This window comes from Eubacterium sp. ER2, from assembly GCF_000765215.1.
Lineage (GTDB): Bacteria > Bacillota > Clostridia > Lachnospirales > Lachnospiraceae > Claveliimonas > Claveliimonas intestinigallinarum.
This window is the reverse complement of sequence record NZ_JPJE01000005.1, coordinates 125,204-147,870: the sequence shown is the minus strand read 5'-3', so window position 1 is coordinate 147,870 and position 22,667 is coordinate 125,204. Positions and strand designations below refer to the sequence as shown.

21 protein-coding genes are annotated in these 22,667 nt (G+C 56.2%); 3 read left to right on the top strand and 18 right to left on the bottom strand.

The window, feature by feature from the left end; translation table 11 throughout:
- Positions 1-9: 9 nt before the first annotated feature.
- From gpmI to NI21_RS0102090, 10 genes are all read right to left on the bottom strand, one after another.
- Entirely contained in the window at positions 10-1,548 is a 1,539-nt protein-coding gene (gene gpmI / locus NI21_RS0102135; RefSeq protein ID WP_033124588.1) for a 2,3-bisphosphoglycerate-independent phosphoglycerate mutase, read from the bottom strand.
- Positions 1,549-1,583: 35 nt separating this feature from the next.
- Positions 1,584-2,417: an alpha/beta hydrolase gene (locus NI21_RS0102130; RefSeq protein WP_033124587.1), complete on the bottom strand. Its 834-nt coding sequence runs from the start codon at positions 2,415-2,417 to the stop codon at positions 1,584-1,586.
- Between the two features lie 116 nt (positions 2,418-2,533).
- Positions 2,534-3,283 (bottom strand): triose-phosphate isomerase, encoded by a 750-nt coding sequence (gene tpiA / locus NI21_RS0102125; protein WP_033124586.1) that lies wholly within the window; start codon positions 3,281-3,283, stop codon positions 2,534-2,536.
- Positions 3,284-3,519: 236 nt separating this feature from the next.
- The gene (gene pgk, locus NI21_RS0102120) at positions 3,520-4,713 is read right to left on the bottom strand and encodes a phosphoglycerate kinase (protein ID WP_033124585.1); all 1,194 of its coding nucleotides are present in this window, start codon (positions 4,711-4,713) and stop codon (positions 3,520-3,522) included.
- A 130-nt stretch (positions 4,714-4,843) separates the two neighbouring features.
- Positions 4,844-5,857 carry a type I glyceraldehyde-3-phosphate dehydrogenase gene (gap, locus tag NI21_RS0102115; RefSeq protein ID WP_033124584.1) on the bottom strand — a complete coding sequence of 338 codons (1,014 nt, stop codon included), beginning with the start codon at positions 5,855-5,857 and terminating at the stop codon, positions 4,844-4,846.
- Positions 5,858-5,985: 128 nt separating this feature from the next.
- Positions 5,986-6,789: a histidinol-phosphatase HisJ family protein gene (locus NI21_RS0102110; RefSeq protein ID WP_033124583.1), complete on the bottom strand. Its 804-nt coding sequence runs from the start codon at positions 6,787-6,789 to the stop codon at positions 5,986-5,988.
- A 59-nt stretch (positions 6,790-6,848) separates the two neighbouring features.
- Positions 6,849-7,937: a tRNA 2-thiouridine(34) synthase MnmA gene (mnmA, locus tag NI21_RS0102105; protein WP_033124582.1), complete on the bottom strand. Its 1,089-nt coding sequence runs from the start codon at positions 7,935-7,937 to the stop codon at positions 6,849-6,851.
- 18 nt (positions 7,938-7,955) lie between these two features.
- The gene (nifU, locus tag NI21_RS0102100) at positions 7,956-8,399 is read right to left on the bottom strand and encodes a Fe-S cluster assembly scaffold protein NifU (RefSeq protein WP_033124581.1); all 444 of its coding nucleotides are present in this window, start codon (positions 8,397-8,399) and stop codon (positions 7,956-7,958) included.
- A gap of 50 nt (positions 8,400-8,449) precedes the next feature.
- Entirely contained in the window at positions 8,450-9,634 is a 1,185-nt protein-coding gene (gene nifS / locus NI21_RS0102095; protein ID WP_033124642.1) for a cysteine desulfurase NifS, read from the bottom strand.
- A 54-nt stretch (positions 9,635-9,688) separates the two neighbouring features.
- Positions 9,689-10,150 (bottom strand): Rrf2 family transcriptional regulator, encoded by a 462-nt coding sequence (locus NI21_RS0102090; RefSeq protein WP_033124580.1) that lies wholly within the window; start codon positions 10,148-10,150, stop codon positions 9,689-9,691.
- 170 nt (positions 10,151-10,320) lie between these two features.
- Here NI21_RS0102090 and NI21_RS0102085 point away from each other — a divergent pair, with 170 nt between their 5' ends.
- Positions 10,321-11,643, top strand: a complete 1,323-nt coding sequence (locus NI21_RS0102085; protein ID WP_033124579.1) for a polysaccharide biosynthesis protein — start codon at positions 10,321-10,323, stop codon at positions 11,641-11,643.
- Here the strand turns inward: NI21_RS0102085 and NI21_RS0102080 are convergent.
- Positions 11,613-12,188, bottom strand: coding sequence for a flavin reductase family protein (locus NI21_RS0102080; protein ID WP_033124578.1), 576 nt, complete (start codon positions 12,186-12,188; stop codon positions 11,613-11,615). The two genes, NI21_RS0102085 and NI21_RS0102080, sit on opposite strands and share 31 nt — an antisense overlap.
- A 13-nt stretch (positions 12,189-12,201) precedes the next feature.
- Positions 12,202-13,836 carry a putative manganese-dependent inorganic diphosphatase gene (locus NI21_RS0102075; protein WP_033124577.1) on the bottom strand — a complete coding sequence of 545 codons (1,635 nt, stop codon included), beginning with the start codon at positions 13,834-13,836 and terminating at the stop codon, positions 12,202-12,204.
- A 192-nt stretch (positions 13,837-14,028) separates the two neighbouring features.
- Between NI21_RS0102075 and NI21_RS0102070 the strand changes: the two genes are divergently transcribed.
- Positions 14,029-14,712: a S1 RNA-binding domain-containing protein gene (locus NI21_RS0102070; RefSeq protein ID WP_033124576.1), complete on the top strand. Its 684-nt coding sequence runs from the start codon at positions 14,029-14,031 to the stop codon at positions 14,710-14,712.
- Between the two features lie 344 nt (positions 14,713-15,056).
- A complete protein-coding gene (locus tag NI21_RS0102065; RefSeq protein ID WP_033124575.1) occupies positions 15,057-16,097 on the top strand; it encodes a helix-turn-helix domain-containing protein in 1,041 nt (346 codons plus the stop codon).
- On the opposite strand, the gene NI21_RS0102060 is transcribed toward NI21_RS0102065, so the two are convergent.
- From NI21_RS0102060 to hslO, 6 genes are read right to left on the bottom strand one after another with little or no spacing between them, the layout of a single operon-like run.
- On the bottom strand, positions 16,094-18,079 hold the full coding sequence (locus NI21_RS0102060) for an FUSC family protein (protein WP_052083800.1): 1,986 nt from the start codon (positions 18,077-18,079) through the stop codon (positions 16,094-16,096). The genes NI21_RS0102065 and NI21_RS0102060 overlap by 4 nt on opposite strands.
- Positions 18,073-18,426, bottom strand: a complete 354-nt coding sequence (locus tag NI21_RS0102055) for a hypothetical protein (protein WP_147581154.1) — start codon at positions 18,424-18,426, stop codon at positions 18,073-18,075. The genes NI21_RS0102060 and NI21_RS0102055 overlap by 7 nt, the downstream gene beginning before the upstream one ends.
- Positions 18,427-18,472: 46 nt before the next feature.
- On the bottom strand, positions 18,473-18,904 hold the full coding sequence (locus NI21_RS0102050) for a C-GCAxxG-C-C family protein (RefSeq protein ID WP_033124573.1): 432 nt from the start codon (positions 18,902-18,904) through the stop codon (positions 18,473-18,475).
- A complete protein-coding gene (locus NI21_RS0102045; protein ID WP_033124572.1) occupies positions 18,885-19,787 on the bottom strand; it encodes a hypothetical protein in 903 nt (300 codons plus the stop codon). The genes NI21_RS0102050 and NI21_RS0102045 overlap by 20 nt, the downstream gene beginning before the upstream one ends.
- Positions 19,784-21,715 (bottom strand): NAD(+) synthase, encoded by a 1,932-nt coding sequence (locus NI21_RS0102040; RefSeq protein ID WP_033124571.1) that lies wholly within the window; start codon positions 21,713-21,715, stop codon positions 19,784-19,786. The genes NI21_RS0102045 and NI21_RS0102040 overlap by 4 nt, the downstream gene beginning before the upstream one ends.
- A gap of 15 nt (positions 21,716-21,730) precedes the next feature.
- Positions 21,731-22,618, bottom strand: a complete 888-nt coding sequence (gene hslO, locus NI21_RS0102035; protein WP_033124570.1) for an Hsp33 family molecular chaperone HslO — start codon at positions 22,616-22,618, stop codon at positions 21,731-21,733.
- Positions 22,619-22,667 lie beyond the last annotated feature (49 nt).

Genomic DNA, 22,667 nt, shown 5'->3' with positions numbered 1-22,667 from the left:
TGCTGTTCTCTATTTTACGATCAGAGACTTTCCTGTCATCTCTTTTGGCTGTTCCATTCCCATCAGCTCGATCAGTGTGGGAGCGATATCTGCCAGGCAGCCGCCCTCTCTCAGCTTGTAGGAGGGATCTGCGTTGACAAGGATGAAAGGAACCGGATTGGTAGTGTGAGCTGTGAAGGGCTCTCCTGTCTCCTCGTCGATGAGCTGCTCCGCGTTTCCGTGATCCGCGCAGATGAACATCTGGCCATCCACCTCTTTGATGGCATCCACGGCCCTGCCCACGCACTCGTCCACAGCCTCGATGGCCTTGATGGCAGCCGCCTCAACACCTGTGTGGCCCACCATATCCAGGTTGGCAAAGTTGATGATGATGACATCGTATTTGCCGGACTTGATGGCCTCCACCAGCTTGTCGCACACCTCGTAGGCGCTCATCTCCGGCTTCAGGTCATAGGTAGCCACCTTCGGGGATTTCACAAGGATGCGGTCCTCGCCCTCGTTTGGCTCCTCCACGCCGCCGTTAAAGAAGAAGGTCACGTGAGCGTACTTCTCTGTCTCGGCGATGCGGGCCTGCTTCAGTCCGTTGGCAGCCAGGAACTCTCCAAAGGTGTTGGTGATCTCCTCCTTCACAAAGGCCACCAGCTTGTTCTGGATCGTCACATCATAGTCGGTGAAGCACACGAATGTGGTCTTTACGCGCTCTCCTCTGTCAAAGCCTGTGAACTCGTCATCGCAGAAGGTCCTTGTGATCTCCCTTGCGCGGTCCGGGCGGAAGTTGAAGAAGATAATGGAGTCGCCATCCTTTACTGTGGCTGTGGGAGCTCCATTCTTCACGATGACAGTGGGCAGAACGAACTCGTCTGTGGTCTCCTTGTCATAGGATGTCTGGATGCCCTCGGGCCCGGATACGGCCTGCTCGCCCTCACCGTATACGAGGGCTCTGTATGCCTTCTCCACACGATCCCAGCGGTTGTCCCTGTCCATGGCATAGTAGCGTCCCATGACAGTGGCTACCTCTCCGACGCCGATCTCCTTCATCTTTGCCTCCAGCTCCTCCACGTAGCCCTTTCCGGACTCCGGCGGCGTGTCACGGCCGTCCAGGAAGCAGTGTACGTACACCTTCTCAATGCCCTGACGCTTTGCCAGCTCCAGAAGTCCGTAGATGTGAGTGTTGTGGCTGTGCACGCCTCCGTCGGACACAAGGCCCATCAGGTGGAGCGCGGAGCCATTTTTCTTCACATTCTCGCAGGCGCAAAGAAGCGCCTTGTTCTCAAAGAAATCGCCGTCCTGGATGGCCTTTGTGATCTTTGTCAGATCCTGGTAAACGATGCGGCCGGCTCCCATATTCAGATGCCCTACCTCAGAGTTTCCCATCTGTCCCTCGGGAAGTCCGACGGCCATACCGCTGGCATTTCCCTTCACAAAGGGGCACTCAGCCATCAGCTTGTCCATGACAGGAGTCTTTCCCTCTGCCACCGCGTTTCCTTCCACTTTATCTCTCAGGCCATAGCCGTCTAAAATCATAAGCACTGTTGGTCTCTTACTCATTTTCAATCTCCCTACTTTCCTCTTGTTTTAGTTTATCATTTCTGATCCTGACGCCGGATGCCTTCCATCCAGCGGTATGCCAGCTCCGTCCAGCACTGGCACTCCTCCTGGACTCCGCTGCCGTCAGGCCTTCTGGAGAGCTCGTCCGCCGCTCCCAGCCCGTGTATCCCCTCCTGGAAAATGTGGAGCTCCGTTCTCACCCCGAAGCGGTGAAGGGCCCCGGCCATCAGAAGAGAATTCTCCACCGGCACGGTGGCGTCCGCAAAGGTGTGCCACAGGAAACAGGGCGGCATATGCTCTGTCACCCTCTCCTCCAGGGAAAGGCTGTCCTTCTTCTCCTCACAGGCTTCCCCAAGAAGAGCCCGGAAGCTCCCCTGGTGGGCCACCCCCTCTTTTGAAGAGATGACGGGGTAACAGAGAAGAAGACCGGCAGGTCTTAAGAGCTCCGCCTTTACGTGGAGCTGCTCCGCCAGAAAGGACTCCTGCCAAATGACGCCCAGACAGCCGGCCAGATGCCCTCCCGCCGAGCAGCCCTGGACAAAGATCTGCTTCTCGTCCACCTTCCAGTTTTCCGCGTTTTCATGGATCAGAGACATGGTCCTTCCAAGCTCCAGAAGCGCTGCCGGGAACACAGCCGGGGCCGTGGAGTACCGCAGGATCGCCACATGGTATCCCTTTCCCAGGAAATACATGGCAATGGGCTCCCCCTCCCGGAAGCTGGTCCTCTCATATCCCCCGCCTGGACAGAGGATCACAAGAGGCCTTTTCTGTATGAAGAGCTTTTCTCCCGGCGTATCCAGGATGTAGAACACCACATGGGCGTCCGGAAGGGAACCCTCCTCCTTCAGTTTTACAGTTTCCAGTATCATATCCAGCCTCCTTAGCTCTTCCGAAAGCTGCCCAGGGGCTGCTTTCTTTTGCATGTATAGAACCAAAATCCCGCAGGGCCTGGTATTTCAAGTCCCCTGCGGGTCAACCTCATGTTTTATTTGTAGTTTACGATCTTGCCGAAGTCAGCTTTCAGAGAAGCGCCGCCCACAAGTCCGCCGTCGATGTCAGCCTGGGCAAACAGCTCAGCCGCGTTGCCGGCGTTGACAGATCCGCCGTACTGGATACGGATGGCCTCTGCTGTGGCCTCGTCGTAGATCTCAGCGATACATGCCCGGATGCCTGCACACACTTCCTCTGCCTGCTCTGTTGTGGCTGTCTTGCCTGTTCCGATCGCCCAGATAGGCTCGTAGGCGATGACTGCTGTCTTTGCCTGGTCAGCTGTCACGTTCTGGAAGCCAACCTTTACCTGCTGGCGGATGAAGTCCATAGTCACGCCCTGCTCTCTCTGCTCCAGAGTCTCGCCGCAGCACATGATCGGTGTGATGCCGTGCTCAAATGCCTTCAGCACCTTCTTGTTTACATCTTCGTTTGTCTCGCCGAAGTAATCTCTTCTCTCGGAATGTCCGAGAACAACGTATTTCACGCCTGCGTCTGTGAGCATGGCCGGGGAGATCTCGCCTGTGTAGGCTCCGCTCTCTTCAAAGTACATGTTCTCAGCGCCAACCTGGATGTTTGTTCCCTTGCAAGCCTCTACAACAGGAATAATGTCGATAGCCGGCACGCAGAAGACAACGTCCGCGTCCTCTGTGGCTACCAGTGGCTTCAGCTCCTCTACCAGAGCAACAGCCTCGCTGGGAGTCTTGTTCATTTTCCAGTTACCTGCAATAATTTTTCTTCTTGCCATTGTTATTTTCACTCTTTTCTTTATTTCTTTTAAATTTTTAGTGGGGTGGTCACCTTACTAAGTGCGCACTAGAATTCGCCCGGCGTCCTCCGGACTTGGGCTCATTAAGGGGGGTGGGATGTTCACCTTACTAAGCTCGGACTTCGCCCCTGCGGGGCTTGTCCTCGCTAAGTGCGGTGAACTAAGTGCGCACTAGAATTCGCCCGGCGTCCTTCGGACTTGGGCTCATTAAGTGCTTACTTATCGTTAGCAGCGGCTACGCCTGGGAGCTCTTTGCCCTCCAGGAACTCGAGGGAAGCGCCGCCGCCTGTGGAGATGTGTGTCATCTTGTCGCCGTAGCCGAGCTGGTTTACAGCCGCTGCGGAGTCGCCGCCGCCGATGATGGTCACTGCATCTGTCTCAGCAAGCGCCTTTGCCACTGCCTCTGTGCCGTGTGCAAAGTTAGGCATCTCAAAGCATCCCATAGGTCCGTTCCAGACAACTGTCTTTGCATCCTTCACAGCGTCAGCAAAGATCTTCTCTGTCTCCGGTCCGATGTCCATGCCTTCCCATCCGTCCGGGATCTCCCCTGTGGGCACAATCCTGATGTTGGCATCGTTGGAGAACTCATCTCCGATCCTGTTGTCTACGGGAAGAAGCAGCTTCACGCCCTTCTCCTTGGCCTTCTTCAGCATGTTGGAAGCATAGTCAAGGTAATCATCCTCGCAGAGGGATGTACCGATCTTTCCTCCCTGGGATTTTGCGAATGTGTAGGCCATGCCACCGCCGATGATCAATGTGTCCACCTTGTCAAGCAGGTTCTCAATCACGGAGATCTTGCTGGAAACCTTTGCTCCTCCAAGGATGGCTACGAAAGGTCTTGTCGGATTGTTGACCGCATTGCCGAGGAAATCGATCTCTTTCTGCATCAGATATCCAACAACCGCTGTGTCCACATATTTTGTCACGCCCACGTTGGAGCAGTGCGCTCTGTGAGCTGTTCCAAAGGCATCGTTTACAAACACGTCGCAAAGGGAAGCCAGGTCCTTGGAGAAGGCGTCCTCGTTCTTTGTCTCCTCCGCTCTGTAACGCGTATTCTCGAGGAGGATCACATCTCCGTCCTTCATAGCCTCCACAGCGGCTCTTGCGTTAGGTCCTACCACCTCAGGATCGGCGGCGAATTTCACTTCCTGTCCGAGCAGCTCGGAAAGGCGCTTCGCAACAGGCGCTAAAGAGAGCTCCGGCACGGGTTTTCCCTTTGGCTTTCCAAGATGAGAGCAGAGGATTACCTTCCCCCCGTCAGCGATCAGCTTCTTGATGGTGGGAAGAGCCGCAACAAGACGGTTCTCATCTGTGATCTTTCCGTCAATGAGAGGTACGTTGAAATCGCATCTCACAAGGACTCTTTTTCCTTTTACATTGATATCGTCTACTGATTTTTTGTTAAGCATGCTACTGCCTCCTTATGAACCTTATAAATGTTGGTCACGCTCATGCCAGGCGGGCCTTCTCCCTCCCGGCAGGGCATCTCATAAAAAAGGGTCCGGTCCACTGAAGACCGGACCCTTTCGTGAGTCTGAATTATGCTAATTCTGCGAAGTATTTGATTGTTCTTACCATCTGGCTTGTGTATGAGTTCTCATTGTCATACCAGGAAACAACCTGAACCTCTGTTGTTCCGTTGTCAAGCGGCAGAACCATTGTCTGTGTTGCATCGAACAGAGAACCATATCTCATTCCTACGATATCGCTGGATACGATCTCATCTGTGTTGTATCCGAAGGACTCGTTGGAAGCAGCCTTCATTGCAGCGTTGATCTGATCAACTGTCACATTGCCCTCAACAACTGCTGTCAGGATTGTTGTGGATCCTGTCGGAGTCGGAACACGCTGTGCGGAACCGATCAGCTTGCCGTTCAGCTCAGGGATAACAAGGCCGATAGCCTTAGCAGCTCCTGTGCTGTTGGGAACGATGTTGCATGCAGCGGCACGTGATCTTCTCAGATCGCCTTTTCTCTGCGGTCCGTCCAGTGTCATCTGATCGCCTGTGTAAGCGTGGATTGTGCACATGATACCGGATTTGATCGGTGCGCAGTCGTTCAGAGCCTTTGCCATAGGTGCAAGGCAGTTTGTTGTACAGGAAGCGGCAGAGATAACTGTATCCTCCGGCTTCAGTGTCTCATGGTTAACGTTATATACGATAGTCGGCAGATCGTTTCCTGCTGGTGCGGAAATAACAACCTTTCTAGCGCCTGCTTTGATGTGAGCAGAAGCTTTCTCTTTGGATGTATAGAAGCCTGTACACTCCAGGACAACATCTACGCCGATCTCGCCCCAGGGAAGCTCCTCTGCGTTAGCCTTTGCATAGATTTTGATTTCCTTTCCATCTACGATGATGGAATCCTCTGTAGCCTCTACCTTATCAGCCAGAGCGTATTTGCCCTGAGAAGAATCGTATTTTAACAGGTGAGCTAACATTTTCGGGCTTGTCAGGTCGTTGATGGCAACTACCTCATATCCCTCAGCTCCAAACATCTGTCTGAAAGCAAGACGTCCGATACGTCCAAATCCGTTGATTGCTACTTTTACTGCCATGATTACATTCCTCCTAAAGTCTATTTACTGTTTCACAGCTCTTGTCGTCCTTCAACTTTGTTAAAGAACTCTCAACCACTACCAATTGTACTAAATCTCATACAAAAATTCAAGAGCATTTTCCAATTTTATGTAAGGAGTTTGAAAACAGGCTTTCTCCCCTTAAATTCAGTGTAATACCGAAAACCGCAGGACTTTAAAATGTCATCCGCCTTTTCAAAATCCCAGGCAATGTGCTCCGGCCTGTGTCCGTCGGCCCCCACGGTGATGATCTCGCCTCCCAGCTCCCGGTAGCGCCGCAGGATGTCCGGATGGGGATGGGCAAAGGGAAGGCCGTACTTGAGCCCGGCCATGTTCAGTTCAATGCCCTTTCCCCGCTCGATGACCGCCCGCAGAATGGCGTCGATCTCGTCGGCGTATTTCTGGTAAGAGTAGTCCGCCGCGCCGTTCTTCCCGTAGCGCACCACGTAGTCGATGTGGCCCAGCACGTCAAAGTCCGGCGTATTTTTTATATCCTCCAGCATTTCCCGGAAGGCGCTTCTGTACACCTCCTCATCGGTGCGTCCCTCAAACACAGTTCCCAGCGCCGGGTCGTCCCCGTCCACCACATGGAGGGAGCCAATGACAAAATCAAAGGGATATTTCCTGGTAAACTCTGTAAAAAATCCGCCCAGATGAGGCTGCATGCCCAGCTCCACACCGATACGGATGTCGATCCTTCCTCTGTACTCCTCCTGAAGCGGACGCAGGGTCCGGAAATAGTCGTCCGCGTCAAAGATGCTCTCGTCCCCCCAGCCCATGTAGTCCTTGTCGTAGTGATCGGTAAAACAGATGACCTCCAGGCCCTTGGCGATGGCCCCCTCGATCATCTCCCTTGGCTCCGCCTCTGAGTCGTGGGAAAAGGATGTGTGCATGTGTACGTCTGCCCTCATTATCTTACCCTTCTTTCCTTCTTATTTTGCCTGTTATCCCCGCCCCAGGCCAGGCCGGGCTAGGGCCTGCTGCCTGTGATAGTCCCTCCTCCGAGGACGTACTCCCCGTCGTAGAGAACCACCGCCTGTCCCGGCGTGATGGCCCGCACAGGCTCGTCAAAGGTGCACAGGATCTGGTCGTCGCCTGTCTTCTCCACCTGGCACCAGGCTCCCCTGTGATTGTACCGGATCTTGGCGAAAAGCCGCCTGGGCTCCGGCAGGTCGGAAACGGACATAAAGTTGATGTGATCCGCCGTCACGTACCTGGACATGGACTCCTCGCCCGTGCCCACCACCACCTCGTTGGTGTCGGGGCGGATCTCCAGCACAAAGACCGGGCGTCCAAGAGCCAGTCCCAGCCCTTTCCTCTGCCCCACAGTATAGTGTATGATGCCTTTGTGCCTCCCTACCACTGTCCCGTCCGAGAGAACAAAATTCCCCTCCGGGAACTTGTGACAGACGGTTCTCTCGATAAAGGAGGCGTAGTCCCCGTCAGGCACAAAGCAGATATCCTGGCTGTCCGGCTTGGATGCCACGGGAAGCTGCAGATTAAGGGCCATCTGCCGGATCTCCTCCTTCGCGTAGGCCCCCACCGGCATCAGCGTCCTCGCAAGCTGCTCCTGGGTGAGATTGTAGAGGGCGTAGGTCTGATCCTTCCTGGCTGTGGCGGAGGTCCGAAGGGACCAACGGCCCCCCGGCAGCTGCTCCACCCGGGCATAGTGTCCGGTGGCAATATAGTCCGCCCCGATATCCAGGCTCCTCTTTAAGAGGGACTCCCACTTCACGTACCGGTTGCACGCAATACAGGGGTTGGGGGTCCTGCCGCAAACGTACTCGCCCACAAAATAGTCGATGACGCTGCGCCGGAACTGATCCTTAAAATTCATCACATAGTAGGGGATCTCAAGTCTTGCGGCCACCCTCCTGGCATCGTCCACGGCGCTTAAGCCGCAGCAGCCCCCGTTCTCCTCCTGGACTGCCTCCTCCTCGTCCTGCCAGATCTGCATGGTCACGCCGATCACGTCATATCCCTGTTCTTTTAAAAGCCAGGCCGCCACGGAGGAGTCCACTCCCCCGGACATGCCGACCACAACCTTCTTCTTCTCCATTGTCTTTATCCTTCCGGATCAATACTCCTCTTCTTCCTCTTCCTCGCCCTCGTGGATGTCAGACTTGGGCTTTTCCAGTCCCTCGATCTTGATGCCGTTCTTCTGGGCGTAATCCCAGAGAGCCGCATGGATGGCCTCCTCTGCCAGAAGCGAGCAGTGTACCTTCACCGGCGGAAGTCCGTCCAGGGCCTCCATCACCGCCTTGTTGGTGACCTCCATGGCCTCCTTTATGTTCTTGCCCTTCACCAGCTCTGTGGCCATGCTGCTGGTGGCCACCGCGGCACCACAGCCAAAGGTCTTGAACTTCACGTCCCGGATGATCTGGTTCTCGTCAATGTCCAGATAAATCCTCATGATGTCCCCGCACTTTGCATTTCCCACTGTTCCCACGCCGCTGGCGTTCTCTATCTCTCCCATATTCCTGGGATGCTGAAAATGATCCATTACCTTTTCTGTGTACATGTTTATTCCTCCTTAATATGCCGCCCCGCCGGGCGGCTGTTCTTCTGTTTTTACAGGCTGTTCTTCTTTACAAAATCCTCGTAGAGAGGAGACATCTCCCGCAGCCGGGCCACGATCTCCTTCAGGCTGTCCACCACGTAGTCAATATCCTCCCTTGTGGTCTCCTCGCCAAGCGTCAGGCGCAGGGAGCCGTGAGCGATCTCGTGGGGCAGGCCGATGGCCAGCAGCACGTGGGAGGGATCCAGGGAGCCTGATGTGCAGGCCGAGCCGCTGGAAGCGCAGATGCCCTTCATGTCCAGCATGATGAGAAGGGACTCTCCCTCAATGAACTCAAAGCTGAAGTTGGCGTTGTTGGGCAGTCTGTCCACCGGGTCTCCGTTGAGACGGCAATAGGGAATTTCCTCCAGCACCCGACCGATAAGGTAGTCCCGAAGCTCGATCTCCTTTGCGGACCTCTCTGTCATGGTGGCAACGGCTCTCTCCACCGCCTTGCCAAGGCCGATGATGCCGGGTACATTCTCTGTGCCTGCCCGGCGCTTTCTCTCCTGTGCGCCGCCGTGAATAAAGGAGCGGATCTTCACGCCCTTGCGGATGTAGAGGAAGCCGATCCCCTTCGGCCCGTTCAGCTTGTGGCCGCTGGCGCTGAGCATGTCAATGCCAAGCTCGTCCACGTCGATGGGCACCTGCCCGAAGGCCTGCACCGCGTCTGTGTGGAAAAGGACTCCGTGCTCATGGGCGATCCGGCCGATCTCTTTGATAGGCTCGATGGTGCCGATCTCATTGTTAGCGAACATGACGGAGATGAGGATGGTGTCCGGACGGATGGCCGCCTCCACCTCCTCCGGCCTCACAAGGCCGTTCTCATCCACGTCCAGATAGGTCACCTCAAAGCCTCTCCCCTCCAGGTACTCTCCTGTGTGAAGGATGGCATGGTGCTCGATCTTTGTGGTAATGAGGTGTTTTCCCTTTGAGGCGTAGGCCTCGGCTGTTGCCTTCAGGGCCCAGTTGTCGCTCTCCGTGCCGCCTGCTGTGAAATAGATCTCATTGGTCTTTGCTCCCAGCGCCCGGGCGATGATCTCCCTCTGCCCTGTCACCGCGTCCTTGTTCTTTGAAGCAAAGCTGTAGACGCTGGACGGATTTCCGTAGTTTTCGCTGAAATAGGGGAGCATGGCCTCCACTACCTCAGGGGCTGTCTTTGTTGTCGCCGCGTTATCCAGATAAATCAGTCTGTCCATCTTGTATCCTCCTGCCTTGTATTTCATTTTGTTTTTTGTTCTCTTTTTCCAGGTCTATCTCCGGCTGCAGGCCTTTTCTTTCTCCTCTTCCTCAGGCCGCAGCTGTCTGCTCTTTTCTGCCAGGGTATCCAGCATGATCCCGTTGACCGTGTCGTTGATGCTGTCGTTGATCTTCTTCCACACGTACTTGGTGACACAGCTGTCCGCTGCCTGGCAGCCCTCATCCGGGTGGTAGGCCGCGCACTCGGCGGGCTCCAGCTTTCCCTCCAGGGCCCTGAGCACATCCCCCACGGAGATCTGTCCGGCCGGGCGGGCCAGCACGTATCCCCCCGCGGCTCCCCGGATGCTCTTTACGAGACCGGCTTTTTTCAGGAGAGCCATGAGCTGCTCCAGATATCCCTCGGAGATGTCCTCCCGGGAGGAGATGCTGCTGATGGAGACCGGTTCGCTCTCACTGAACCTGGCCAGATCCACAATAGCCCCCAGGCCGTACCTCCCTTTTGTGGATAGCTTCATTGTCCTCACCCTCCTTTTTAATTCCTAGTATTTTACTTGGAATTCCTGTTAGTAGGATAGCACCGGCCTGTCTGTCTGTCAAGCACCTTTCCTCATTTTTTGCATCCGGACGTCCGCATATACTCCCATTTTTCTGAATATGCTGTAATAAAAATGTTCCGGAGTCTGCCATGATACAGAAAAATACGATCATAAAGGGGGCCTTTGTCCTGACCCTGGCCGGAGTCGTCACCCGCCTGATGGGCTTTTTTTACCGGATCTTTTTAAGCCGCGCCTTCGGGGAGGAGAGCGTGGGCCTCTACCAGCTGGCCTTCCCGATCTACGCCCTCTGTTTCTCCTTCTGCGCCGCCGGCATAGAGACAGCCATCGCCCGCAGCACCGCCGCCAGCCGCTCCCTGAAGGATCCGGGCCGCACAAAGGCCGCTCTGTACAGCGGCTTCACCCTGTCCCTCCTCCTTGCCTTTGCCCTCATGCTCTTCATCCAGAAGGAGGCGGACTACCTCTCCTGCCGCTTTCTGGGTGAGCCCCGGTGCGCCCCTCTCCTTGTAATTCTCTCCCTGGCCCTCCCCTTCTCGGTGATGCACAGCTGCATCTACGGCTACTATATCGGCCAGAAGCGCACAAAGCTCCCCGCCCTGTCCCAGCTCCTTGAACAGACCGTGCGGGTAGGGGCTGTGGTCTTTCTGTACTGGTTTTTCATGGACCGCTCCGTCCACACCGGGATCGCCCTGGCAGCCGCCGGCATCGTGGCCGGGGAGGCGGCCGCCGCCCTGTACTGCCTGGGAAATCTGTGCAAAGCCGGGGACATGGCCTCCCCGGGGCGCCTGCCCCTTGGGGCATACAAAAAGGGACTGGGGGAGATCCTCTCCCTGGCAGTCCCTCTCACCGGCAGCCGTGTGCTCCTCAATATCCTGCAGAGCGTGGAGGCCGTCTCCATCCCTGTAAAGCTTCAGGCCTTCGGCCTTAGCGCCGGGGAGTCCTTAAGCACCTACGGCGTCCTGACGGGCATGGCCCTCCCCTGCGTCCTCTTTCCCTCCGCCATGACAAACTCCATCGCCACTATGCTGCTGCCCACAGTGGCGGAGATCCAGGTCACCGGGGATGTCCCGGCTATGAAGCGAGTCATAAAGAAGGTCTTCTTCTGCTGCTTTTCCCTGGGGCTCCTCTTCTGCCTGGCCCTTGTAGTGACGGGAAATTTCATAGGCAGGCTCCTCTTTCACAGCGCCGCCGCGGGACACTTCATCATCACCCTGGCCTGGATGTGCCCCTTTCTCTACACAAACGGGTGCCTCCTTGGCATCCTGAACGGCCTGGGGAAAACCAATATTTCCTTTGCCGTAAATGTGACGGGGCTCCTCCTTCGCATCGGCAGTGTGTTCCTCCTCATTCCCCTCTTCGGCATCCAGGGGTATCTGTGGGGGCTGCTGGCCAGCCAGGCCACCGTCTTCGCCCTCTGCCTGGCCTACCTGCGCTTTTTCTTCTTCACGCTGTAGCCAAAGCTGCCCCGCTTCTTTCCAAGCTCCATATACTCCCCGTGGGAGTAGGCTACAAGACCTGCGTCATTCAGATGAAACCGTCCGGCCTCGTCCATGTAGGCTGTGTCCGCCTGCACAGCCTCCACCCGGGCCAGGAACATGTGGTGGCTCCCCAGCTCCTTCACCTCCGTCACCCGGCACTCGATGTTGACAGGGGACTCCTCTATGACCGGGGCAAAGGCAAGCTTAGCGGCCTTTCCCGGCGTCAGGTGCATCTCCTTCCATTTATCCACGTCCCTGCCGGATCTGACGCCGCACCAGTCCGCCGCCCGGAGCAGCTTTTCTGTGGTCAGGTTGATGACAAATTCTCCGCTCCTACGGATGATGTCATAGCTGTACCTCTGGGGCCGGACAGAGATGTAGACCATGGCAGGGTTAGTGCAGACCGTTCCCGTCCAGGCCACAGTGATGATATTGGTCCTTCCCTCCTGGTCCCCGCAGCTTGCCATCACTGCGGGCAGGGGATAGAGCATATTGCCCGGTTTCCATATCTCTTTTGCCATACCTCTCTCCTCCTTACTGCTGCAGCGCGCTCACCAGCGCCGGGATGAGCTGCTTCTTTCTGGACACGACTCCCTTCAGGAGGACAGGGTCCATATCCTCCGGCAGCTCAAAGGCCTCCAGCACAGTCTCCCGCGCCCCTGCCCCGGAGCAGAGAAGCTCTGTGGACTCGTGAAGGATATGGGTGAGCATGAAGTAGACCATGTTCAGCTTGTGCTCCTCCCGGGCCTGATCCAGATAGGGGAGCAGCTTCTCCCTGATATCCTCCAGCTCATCGCTGCTCATGGAGTTGATCTGCCCCACGCCGAACACTGTGTCGCCCACTGTGAACTGCTTGAAGTCCTGGAAGCAGATTTCCTTTGCGCTCTTGCCCTTCAGGTTGCTGCCTGCGTTGAACATCTCCGCGGCCAGATCCTCCAGGACGACCCCCGCCGTTTCGGCCAGCTTATTTGCGGTCCTTCTGTCCATCTCGGTACAGGTGGGGGAGCGGAAAAGGAGGGTGTCCGAGATGATGGCCGCGCAGAGGAGCCCTGCCGTCGTCGGCGGGATCTCCACGCCGTACTCCTCGTACATCTGGGTGACGATGGTGGCCGTGCAGCCCACAGGCTGGTTGCGGAAGAACACCGGCCCCATGGTCTCAATGCTCCCGATCCTGTGATGGTCGATGATCTCCAGGATGTCCGCCTCCTCGATGCCGTCCACAGCCTGGGACTTCTCGTTGTGATCCACAAGGATGACCTGCTTCTTCCTGGCGTCCAGGAAGCGCCGCCTGGAGATAAAGCCCTTGAAGTTGCCGTGCCGGTCCAGAATGGGGAAATCGCGGAATTTTTTCTTCGTCATCTCCTCCTTGATGTTGTCCACATAGTCGTCCATGTGGAACACGGTCAGGGGGCCCTTGCTCATGAAATACTTCACCGGGATGCTCTGGTTAATGAGCCTTGCCGCGGTAAAGGTGTCGTGAGGCGTCTTGATGACCACGATGCTCTGCTCCTCCGCCTTCTGGATCAGCTCCTCGGAGATCTCCGCCCCATGGCAGACTACCAGACAGCTGGCGTTGATGTCCACAGCGCAGGCCTGGGACTCGTACCTGTTTCCCAGGATCACCAGGTCGTCCTTCTCTATGAACTCGGCCATTCTGTCCGTGGTGGAAGCCCCCACAGCCACTTTTCCCTTCACAAAACAGCCGTGCTCATTTCCTGTGACGATCTCCCCGTCCAGGGTGCGCACAATATTGCGGTACTGGGTCCTGGCCTTTGCCAGGATGGTGTTGTCGTACACGTCCATGTAGGATTTCGCGATGTCCCCGGTGGAGATCAGCCCCACCAGCTCCCCGTCCTTCAGCACCGGAAGGGTCTTGACAGACTGGGTTTTCATCAGCTCCCACGCCTCCTTGATGGACACGCCCGGGGCCACCCCGGTGATCTTGTGGATGTCCAGGTCCTTCACCTGGAGCTTCACATCCTGGAGAAGCCTCGGAGCGTCCACCTTGAACCTGCGCAGCACGTACTGTGTCTCCTCATTGATCTGGCCAGCCCGCTTTGCCACAAACTCCTTCCCCGTGACTTCCTTCTTCAGCCCGGCATATGCAATGGCAGAGCAGATGGAATCCGTGTCCGGATTTTTGTGCCCTACAACATAAACTTTTCTCATATCTTCAACTCCCTGCTTGTATCTTTTCCAAATTTTTGATCTGTAAAATAAGCTTGCCATTTTTTCCACTTCCAGTCAACTAAAAATTCCCGGATACTTTGCTTTTTTCTTTGAACAAAGTCCCCTTTTCGTGATATACTGTTACTAGTATGTGGAAACACATAAATACGGTTATGAGAAAGGACTAACAAAATGAGCGAAGAATTATTACAAGAGGAAAACAAACCGGAAGAGACAATGGCTGACTACGAGGAGCATCTTGACGATGCCAATCCGTGGAACGTGGTACAGCGCTACATGGAGAACAAGACTACCCTTCCGGTAAAGGTGGAGGGGATCGTGAACGGAGGCGCCATCGCCATGGTGGAAGGCCTGCGCGGATTTATCCCCGCATCCAGGTTATCCTTATCCTATATCGAGGATCTGGAGACATATCTTTTAAAGGACATCGAGGTCCGGGTCATCGAAGTCAACCAGGCTGAGAACCGCCTTATCCTGTCCGCAAGAGAGATCCTCCGGGAGAAGGAGAAAAAGGCCATGGAGGAGAAGATCGCTAACGTGAAGGTGGGCAGCGTTGTGAAGGGCAAGGTGGAGAGCCTGCAGACCTACGGCGCTTTCGTCCGTCTGGAGGACGGACTCTCCGGACTTGTACACGTGTCCCAGATCAGCAGAAAGCGGGTGAAATCCCCCAAGGACGTTCTCTCTGTGGGCGATGAGGTGACTGTGAAGATCATCGGCCTCAAGGACGGCAAGATCAGCCTCAGCATGAAGGCTCTGGAGGAGAAGGACGAGGAGGAAGACATCAAGGTGGAGATCCCCAAGTCCGAGAACATCGGCACAAGCCTGGGCGACCTGTTCAAGAACATCAAGCTGTAAATCTTCCTGGCAGGCGGTAACGCCGTTACCGCAGCCGTACAAATATCAAAAGAAGCAGGTATTGGCCAATCATCAATTCAAATGATTGGCCAATACCTGCCATTCTCTTCCACTATTCTTTATCATATCTTTCATCACTCCCCTCCCCCTTTCAAACCAATCTCAGCATATGCGCTGGTTATCTCTTTCGCAATTTTTCTCGATTATTCTAAACGCTCCGAATTTGAATTTACCCGTTTTTTAACTTCCGGTTCATTTTTTCAGTCAGCAATTTAACGACAGCTCTATTGTCCTGTAAAACCCGCTCTGCTATCATAAGGGCATAAACGCAAAGGAGGTCCGCCATGAAGATTAACCAGGTCATTCGGGAAAAGCGAAAGGAGCTGTCCCTGACACAGGAGCAGATTGCAGATTATCTGGGCGTTTCCACGCCGGCTGTAAGCAAGTGGGAAAAAGGCAGCACCTACCCTGACATCACCCTCCTGCCGGCGCTGGCGCGTCTGCTCAAGACCGACCTGAACACCCTGCTGTCCTTCCATAACGATCTGACAGATATTGAGATTGAAGATTTTGTTGACGAAGTCGACCAGACGGTCCGGGAGCAGGACTATGATGCCGCTTTCCAGAAAGCGATCCGCAAAATACAGGAATACCCCACCTGTGAAAAGCTGATCTATTCGGTCACTCTCTATCTGGAGGGAGCGCTTGTTCTCTACAACGCACCTGAAGCCCCGCAATACCGGGAGACATTTGAAGCATTTTACAGGCGTCTGTCTGCAAGTGAAAATCCGGAAATAAAGGATACCGCAACCAGTATGCTGATCTCCTATGCCCGTAACCGGGGAGATTTTGCAGAGGCAGAGGCGCTGATAAACGCACTGCCATTTTCCTCAATAGATAGAGAGGAGCAATCCGCCATCCTCTGCCAGCAGCAGAAACGATACCAGGAGGCGGAAAAAATCTGGGAGCGCCGGGTGCTTAACGGCGTGACCGGGATACAGACCGCTTTACTAAACATGCTGGAAATCGCGTTACTGGAAAACCGGGAAAAGGACGCGGACTTTTTCGCTGATAGGTACGAGTCCCTTACCCGCTGGTTCTGTCTTCCGGAGTGGATGCGCTACAATGCCCATTTGCAACTCGCCCTCGCAAGAAAAGATAAGGACAGGAGCCTGTCTGTCCTCCAAAAAATGCTGCCTGCCATGAAGCAGGAATGGGCTCCGCAGGATTGCCCCTTATATCGTCATACAGATGCCGGCAGTTCCACATTCTTTTCAGGCAAGCTGACCCAGGCGATCACCGATGAGCTGGCAAACGATGAGGAGTACGCATTTCTCCGCGGCGGTCCGGAATTTGAAGAGCTGCTGGCACAACGAAAGGCTTAAATATCGGATCTGTGTTCCAGCGCAAGCCGGTACATCCTGGAGACATGGCTTGAGTAGGCTGTCAGAAAATAGGACAGCTCCTGCTGCCCGGCATCCGCCCGGCTGTAGCTGACCCTTCTCACCTCCGGCAGCGTCTTTTCGCCCCGCAGACCCAGCAGCCTCTGGATCTGCACCAGCACATACTGGGCGTGGGAAATATAGTTTTCCATCTCTTCATCCTCCCCCTCGCTCAAGTGTCCGGAATTGACAAAGAGCAGAATCTGCTCCATCTCCGCCACCATCTCCCAGGATATCTTAAGAAGCTCCCGGTAGGTCTCCCAGGGCTGTCCCCGCCTCTTGTCCAGATACTCCATCATCTGTCCGTGAACCAGATGGTACTCCACCTGGGCATCGCAGATAGTCCCGTAATCCGTGGGCCGCTCCAGAGCCCTCTCCAGCATCCTAAGGTACATGTGGTGCATATGGAAGACCACGGTGAGATTGTATCGGAACTGCTGCCCCATGCTGGTGGGGAAGAAAAACCGGTTGATCACAAGGACAAGGGCGACAGCCCCCATCACATAGATCATCCGAAGCTCCACAGCTGTCTCCTCCCCCATGGCCAGGGTCACCATGGAGAGGGCAAAGCAAGTCACACAGACCGCGTGCACGCAGGTTCCCGGCGTGGCGGTGTACATGCAGATGACCATGAGTGCCGCCAGGACAAAATGTCCTGCCATTCCGGGCATGACAGGAAAGAGCAGGCTCATGATGACGCAGCCTCCCGCAGTTCCCAGAAACCGGGTCAGCATGCGATAGCGGCTGTCCTCGTACATGGGCCGCAGGAGCAGAAAGGCGTTGAGGGGCAGCCAGTAGGCGTGGTCGGCGCCGCTTATGTGCACAAAGAGAAAGCTGAGGGTCAAAACCGCGCTCATCCGCAGGGCAAACCGCATCTCAAAGCCGTCCGGCCGCATCTGGTACAGCAGCTTCCCCAAAGGCCGCTGGTGCCTTGGCATGGGCCAGGAAGCCCCTGCCTCCTCCCTCTCTCCCTCGTCAAATTTCCGGAGGATGATGAGGAAGGGCTGGAGAAAATTCTGAACCGAGATATGGATCTCGTCCTCCCCTGCCCCTGCTTCCAGAAGCAATGCCTCTCCCGCCTCCTCCAACGCCGTTCTCGCCGTCTTTTCCCAGAAGGCTGTGGATGCTGCCCTCTCCAGATAGACGGCTGTCTTTTCCACCAGTTCGGCGGCTCCCTTTTGCTCCAGCATGGCCGGGGCGTACCTGCTGCCCACAAAGTAGGAGGCCCGCTGGAACAGGAGGGCGAACATGTAGGAGATCTTCCCCTCCCGGGTAGCCACCTCCCTGACGCCCCGCTTGGCGTAGGTCTCCTGGTACTGGAGCTGCTGCAGCTCATAGAGATCCCCAAGGCTCTCCGGGGATTTCTCCTCTCCCCGGAGCTGCCGGCGCAGGCAATCTGCCAGGACAGACAGACCCTCCTGCTCTCTTCTGTAGCTCTTTTCCTGGGGATACCGGCACTGGTACAGCTTCACCAACAGGAAAAAGCAGGCCAGGGAATACAGCATGGCCTCTGTCTGCACAAAAAATCCCGCCAGGTCCACTGGCAGGAGCTGCAGAAAGGTAAAGGTCATGAGCCCGGAAAAATAGCCCATCCGGTTGAACCGGGTGGCCTTCAGGAACACAAGGGCAAAGGGCACGATCAGGTTGAGCCCTGCAGACAGCGGAAAGGACCAGGTGGCGATCCAGGCCAGCAGACTGAGGCCCAGCTGGCTTGCCGCCGCCCGGGCAAGACTCCCCCAGGACCTTCTCTTCCGGTAATTGGTCTGGAAGAGCACTGTCACGAGGGACACCACCATGATGTACTGTGTCCCGAACAAAAGCAAAACCGTGCAGAACAAAAACAGGTAAAAGCAGATCACAGGGAGGGCGTTAAGGAAGCTTTTCCAGACAAGCCGGGCCTGGCCTTCCAGACGCTCTCTTAGCATTTCTTCCTCTCCAGAAGGCAGAGGGGAACACCGATCTTAAAGAGAAGAGACAAAAGAAGCATCAGCGCTGTGCAGGCCTCCGCGGCCGCCCGGCCGCCCCTGGTCTTCTCAATCTGCGCCCGCAGCCGCCCGACCTGGTCCCCCAGCGTCTCCTCCCTCTTCCCCGCCGTCTCCAGAATGACCTTGAGAAGGGCAAAGAGCTGGACTGCCAGGAATATCCCTGCCAGCGCATCCTTCACTTTGCTTCCCGTTCCTTTTATGACTGCCCATCCGCCGGCTGCCACAGACATAAAGGTGGCAATGTGGTGCAGGCATACGACAGCTTTCATTTCTCTTTCTGTTCCCATGATCTGATTTCCTCCTGTGATCATATATATGCGCCTGTTTTCTATTTTATGACAGAATGTCCCATTTTTTCAGAAGCTCTTCCAAAATCTGGGCCGCGTCCTCCACGCAGGCCATGCAGCAGGGAAGGGGCTGGGGACCGTCCTGGGTCTTCAGGTCCCGGCAGTACAGCGACCCTCTCCTCTCCTTAAAGATCTCTGCCGCCTCCTGGAATTTAGCATATGTATCCAGCTTTGTCCGGGTGGGATCCTCCATGTCCCCGGCGCTGTTCGCCAGGCTGATGATGAGGAACATCCCCACGACCGCTCCGCAGGTGTCCTTCAACCCGCCGATGCCGGACCCGAACCCCTCTGTCATGCGGAACATATCCTCCTGGCTCACCCCGTATCTCTCACAGACCGTGCAGGCCACAGACTGACAGCAGTTGTAGATCTTATTAAAATTCTCCGCCGCTTTCTCCCTAAGCTTCAGTTCCTCCATCGCGTTTCACTCCTTCGCTCTCTGTTTTATCCGCAGCCGTCTCCTGGGGGTGCAGGAAACGGGCCGCGTCCTTCACGAACATCAGGCGGTTCCCGTACTTCTCCACATAGGCAAAGGCCGCCCGTGCCCCCGCCTCGTTCCCGCAGTCCTGCTCCAGAACCGCCTGCTGCCAGGCTCTTCCCACCTTTGACCAGAGCTGCTGGCTTACCGGGTCGGACAGGTGGAGCCACTCCTGGTAGAAGCGCCAGGCGGACTCATAGTCTTTGTTCGCCCGGGCCCGCTTCAGATTGTTCATGGCGCAGAGGAGCCGCATGTTCTTTGTGTCCTGCTTGCCGCTGATTCTTCTCTGGAACTCGTTTTCCAGCTCCCTTACCTTGTCCCCCATGCCAAAGCGGAAGCAGAGGCCGCTTTTTAGGGCATAGTAATTCAGCCGGTTGGTCTTCTTGAAGGAAGAGGGATCCGTGTGCATGATGGTGTCCATGGCCTGCTGGAAATTCCCCTGGTAGTACTGGGCAATGGCCAGGTTCAGCCGCTTCAGGTTCTCATTTCCCATAAAGCCCATGTGGTAGACGCAGGCCTCAAAGAGGAAGGGGTCGCACTCCTTCTGGAGCGCCCCGTAGATCCAGGTGGTCCCGGTCTTCGCTACAAGAGCCAGGATAAAGAGCACCGCAAAGTGTGTGATGATCATGCAGATTTGCAGCATATCCCATTTATATCCACTCACCCAGAGCCGGACGGGAAAATTGCTGCTCAAAATCATCCAGAGAAGATGGATAGCTACCAGAGCGTAGGCAGCCCATCCCAGCCACTGCCTTAAGCGGCAGCGCCGCACTCTCCTGTCAACCTCCCGCTGATCCACCGCTGTCATTTCTTCCACTGTCATTGTACCCCATCTCCTTTCGCCTCTTTTTCCAGGTCACGGATCCACACATCCACGCAGGCGTCGCTGGGCATCCGCCAGTCCCCTCTGGGCGAGAGGGCCACCGTACCCACCTTGGGGCCGTCGGGAAGACAGGACCGCTTGAACTGCTGGCTGAAAAATCTCCAGCAGAAGGTGCGCAGCCATTTGTAGATGGTCTCCTCATCGTACTCGCCCGCGAAAGCCTCCTTGGCGATGCGGTAGATCTTGGAGGGCTCGTACCCGAAGCGGAGGAAATAGTACAGATAGAAATCATGAAGCTCGTAGGGCCCCACCAGATCCTCCGTCTTCTGGGCGATCTGTCCGTCCTTGGGAGGAAGGAGCTCCGGGCTCACCGGCGTGTCCAGCACGTCGTAGAGCACAGCCTTAAGCTCCTGATCCTTCTCCGTGTCCGCGCAGTAGCGCACCAGATGCCGCACCAGCGTCTTTGGCACGGAGGCATTGACTCCGTACATGGACATGTGGTCCCCGTTGTAGGTAGCCCAGCCAAGAGCCAGCTCAGACATATCCCCTGTGCCCACCACAAGGCCCCCTGTCTGGTTGGAGATGTCCATGAGCACCTGGGTCCGCTCTCTGGCCTGGGAGTTCTCGTAGGTGACGCTGTGATCCTCCATGTCGTGGCCGATATCCCTGAAATGGCTGGCAACCGAGTCGGCGATCCGCACCTCCCGGAGCTTGGCCCCCAGCTTCAGCGCCATCTGGCAGGCGTTGTTGTAGGTCCTGTCTGTGGTGCCGAAGCAGGGCATAGTGACAGCGATGATCTGTCCCCGGTCCATGCCCAGCCTGTCAAAGGCCCGGGCTGTCACAAGGAGGGCCAGGGTGGAGTCCAGGCCTCCGGAGATGCCCACCACCGCACTCTTCGCGTGGGTGTGGGCCAGGCGCTTCTTCAGCCCCATAGCCTGGATAGTGAGGATCTCCTCGCATCTTCTGTCCCTCTCCTCCTTGGCGTCCGGCACAAAGGGACGGGAGGGAAACCTTCTGGAAAGCTGCGTCCGGGTCATCTCCACATGGAAGGGAACTCTCAGAAGATGGCGGTCCCGGGCTGTCTTGAAGGTGGTGTTCTTCCTCCGCTCGCTGATCAGCCGCTTTACGTCGATCTGGGCGTAGATGACGCCGTTTCTGAACCGCTCTCCCTCCGCCAGGGTGGTACCGTTCTCGGAGATGATGTTGTGGCCGCCAAAGACAAGATCTGTGGTGGACTCTCCCTCCCCGGCGTTGGCGTAAATGTAGGCCGCCATGAGCCGGGCCGACTGTCCCTCGATGAGACTCTTCCTGTAGGCCGCCTTGCCGATAGTCTCGTCGCTGGCGGAGCAGTTGACAATGACCGTGGCCCCCTCTCTGGCCGCGTCAATGCTGGGCGGCACCGGAGACCAGACGTCCTCACAGATCTCCGCCGACACGATCAGGTCCGGCATGGCATCTGCCTCAAAGAGGATCCGGGGGCCAAAGAGGATCTTCTCCCCCTCAAACGGGATGTACCGCACGTCCTCCGGCCCCTCCCGGAACTGGCGCATCTCGTAGAATTCTCCGTAGTTGGGCAGAAAGGTCTTGGTGGTAAATCCCAGGATCCTCCCCCTGTTCAGGGCCGCCGCCACATTGTAGAGCTCCCCCTCCACTGCCAGGGGCATGCCCACAAAGATGAGGGCATCCTTCTCCCTCGTGGCCGCTGACACCTCTTTGATGGCTCTTCTTACCTCCCCGAGGAGCACATCCTGGGTAAAGAGATCCCCGCAGGTGTAGCCGGTGAGGACCAGCTCGGGAAACACCACGATCTTGGCTCCCTCCGCTGTCGTCTCATCGATGAGACGGCAGATCTGCTCTTTGTTATACGCCACATCCGCCACACGGATGTCCGGGGTGGCTGCCGCCACCTTTACAAAACCATGTCTCAAGGTCCACACTCCTCTCTATTTTCTGCTTCTTTTCAGTATGCTCTTCAGCTCGTCCACTGAGTAATTGTAGGCTGTATTGCAGAAGTGACACTTCACTTCAATATCCTTCCCCTCATCGATCATCTCCTGGATATCCTTTGCCCCGATGCTGGCCACGGCCCGCTCCACTCTCTCCTTGGAACAGTTACAGTAGAACCGGGCGGGCATGGTGTCTGTGACCTCCAGATCCAGCCCCTCTGTCAGATCCGAAAGAAGCTGCTGGGGCGTGTAGCCCTCCTCCAGAAGCTTTGTCACAGAGGTGATCTTTCCCACATTTTCCTCCAGGCGGCTGATCACCTTCTCCTCGGCAAAGGGCATGAGCTGCACGATAAAGCCCCCCGCGCATTTTACCGTGTTGTCCTTCTCCATGAGCACGCCCAGCCCCACAGAGGAGGGCACCTGCTCTGAATTGGCGAAATAGTAGGTCAGATCCTCTGCGATCTCGCTTGTCACAAGGATGGTCTGGCCCGAGTAGGGCTCCTTAAGGCCCATGTCCTTGATGACGGTGAGAAGGCCGATGCCCACGGCTCCCCCCACATCCAGCTTCCCGTTCTTCGGGGGCAGGATCACGTCCGGGTTCTGCACGTAGCCCTTCACATTCCCCTGACTGTCCGCTGTCACTGTGATGCCTCCCAGGGGGCCGTCGCCGTTAATCTGGAGAGTCAGCACGTCGGTGTCATTTTTCATCATGCTGCCCATCATAACGCCCGCTGTCAGCAGGCGCCCCAGGGCCGCTGTGGCCACCGGACTTGTGTTGTGGCGTCTCCTGGCCTCCTCCACCAGGTCCCTTGTGGTGGCCGCGAAGGCTCTGATCTGCCCTCCCGCGGCGGTTGCCCTTACGATGTAATCTGTGTTCTGTGTCATCTATTCTTGATCCTTTCTCTTGTTCTCTTTTTTGACTCATGTACCATTT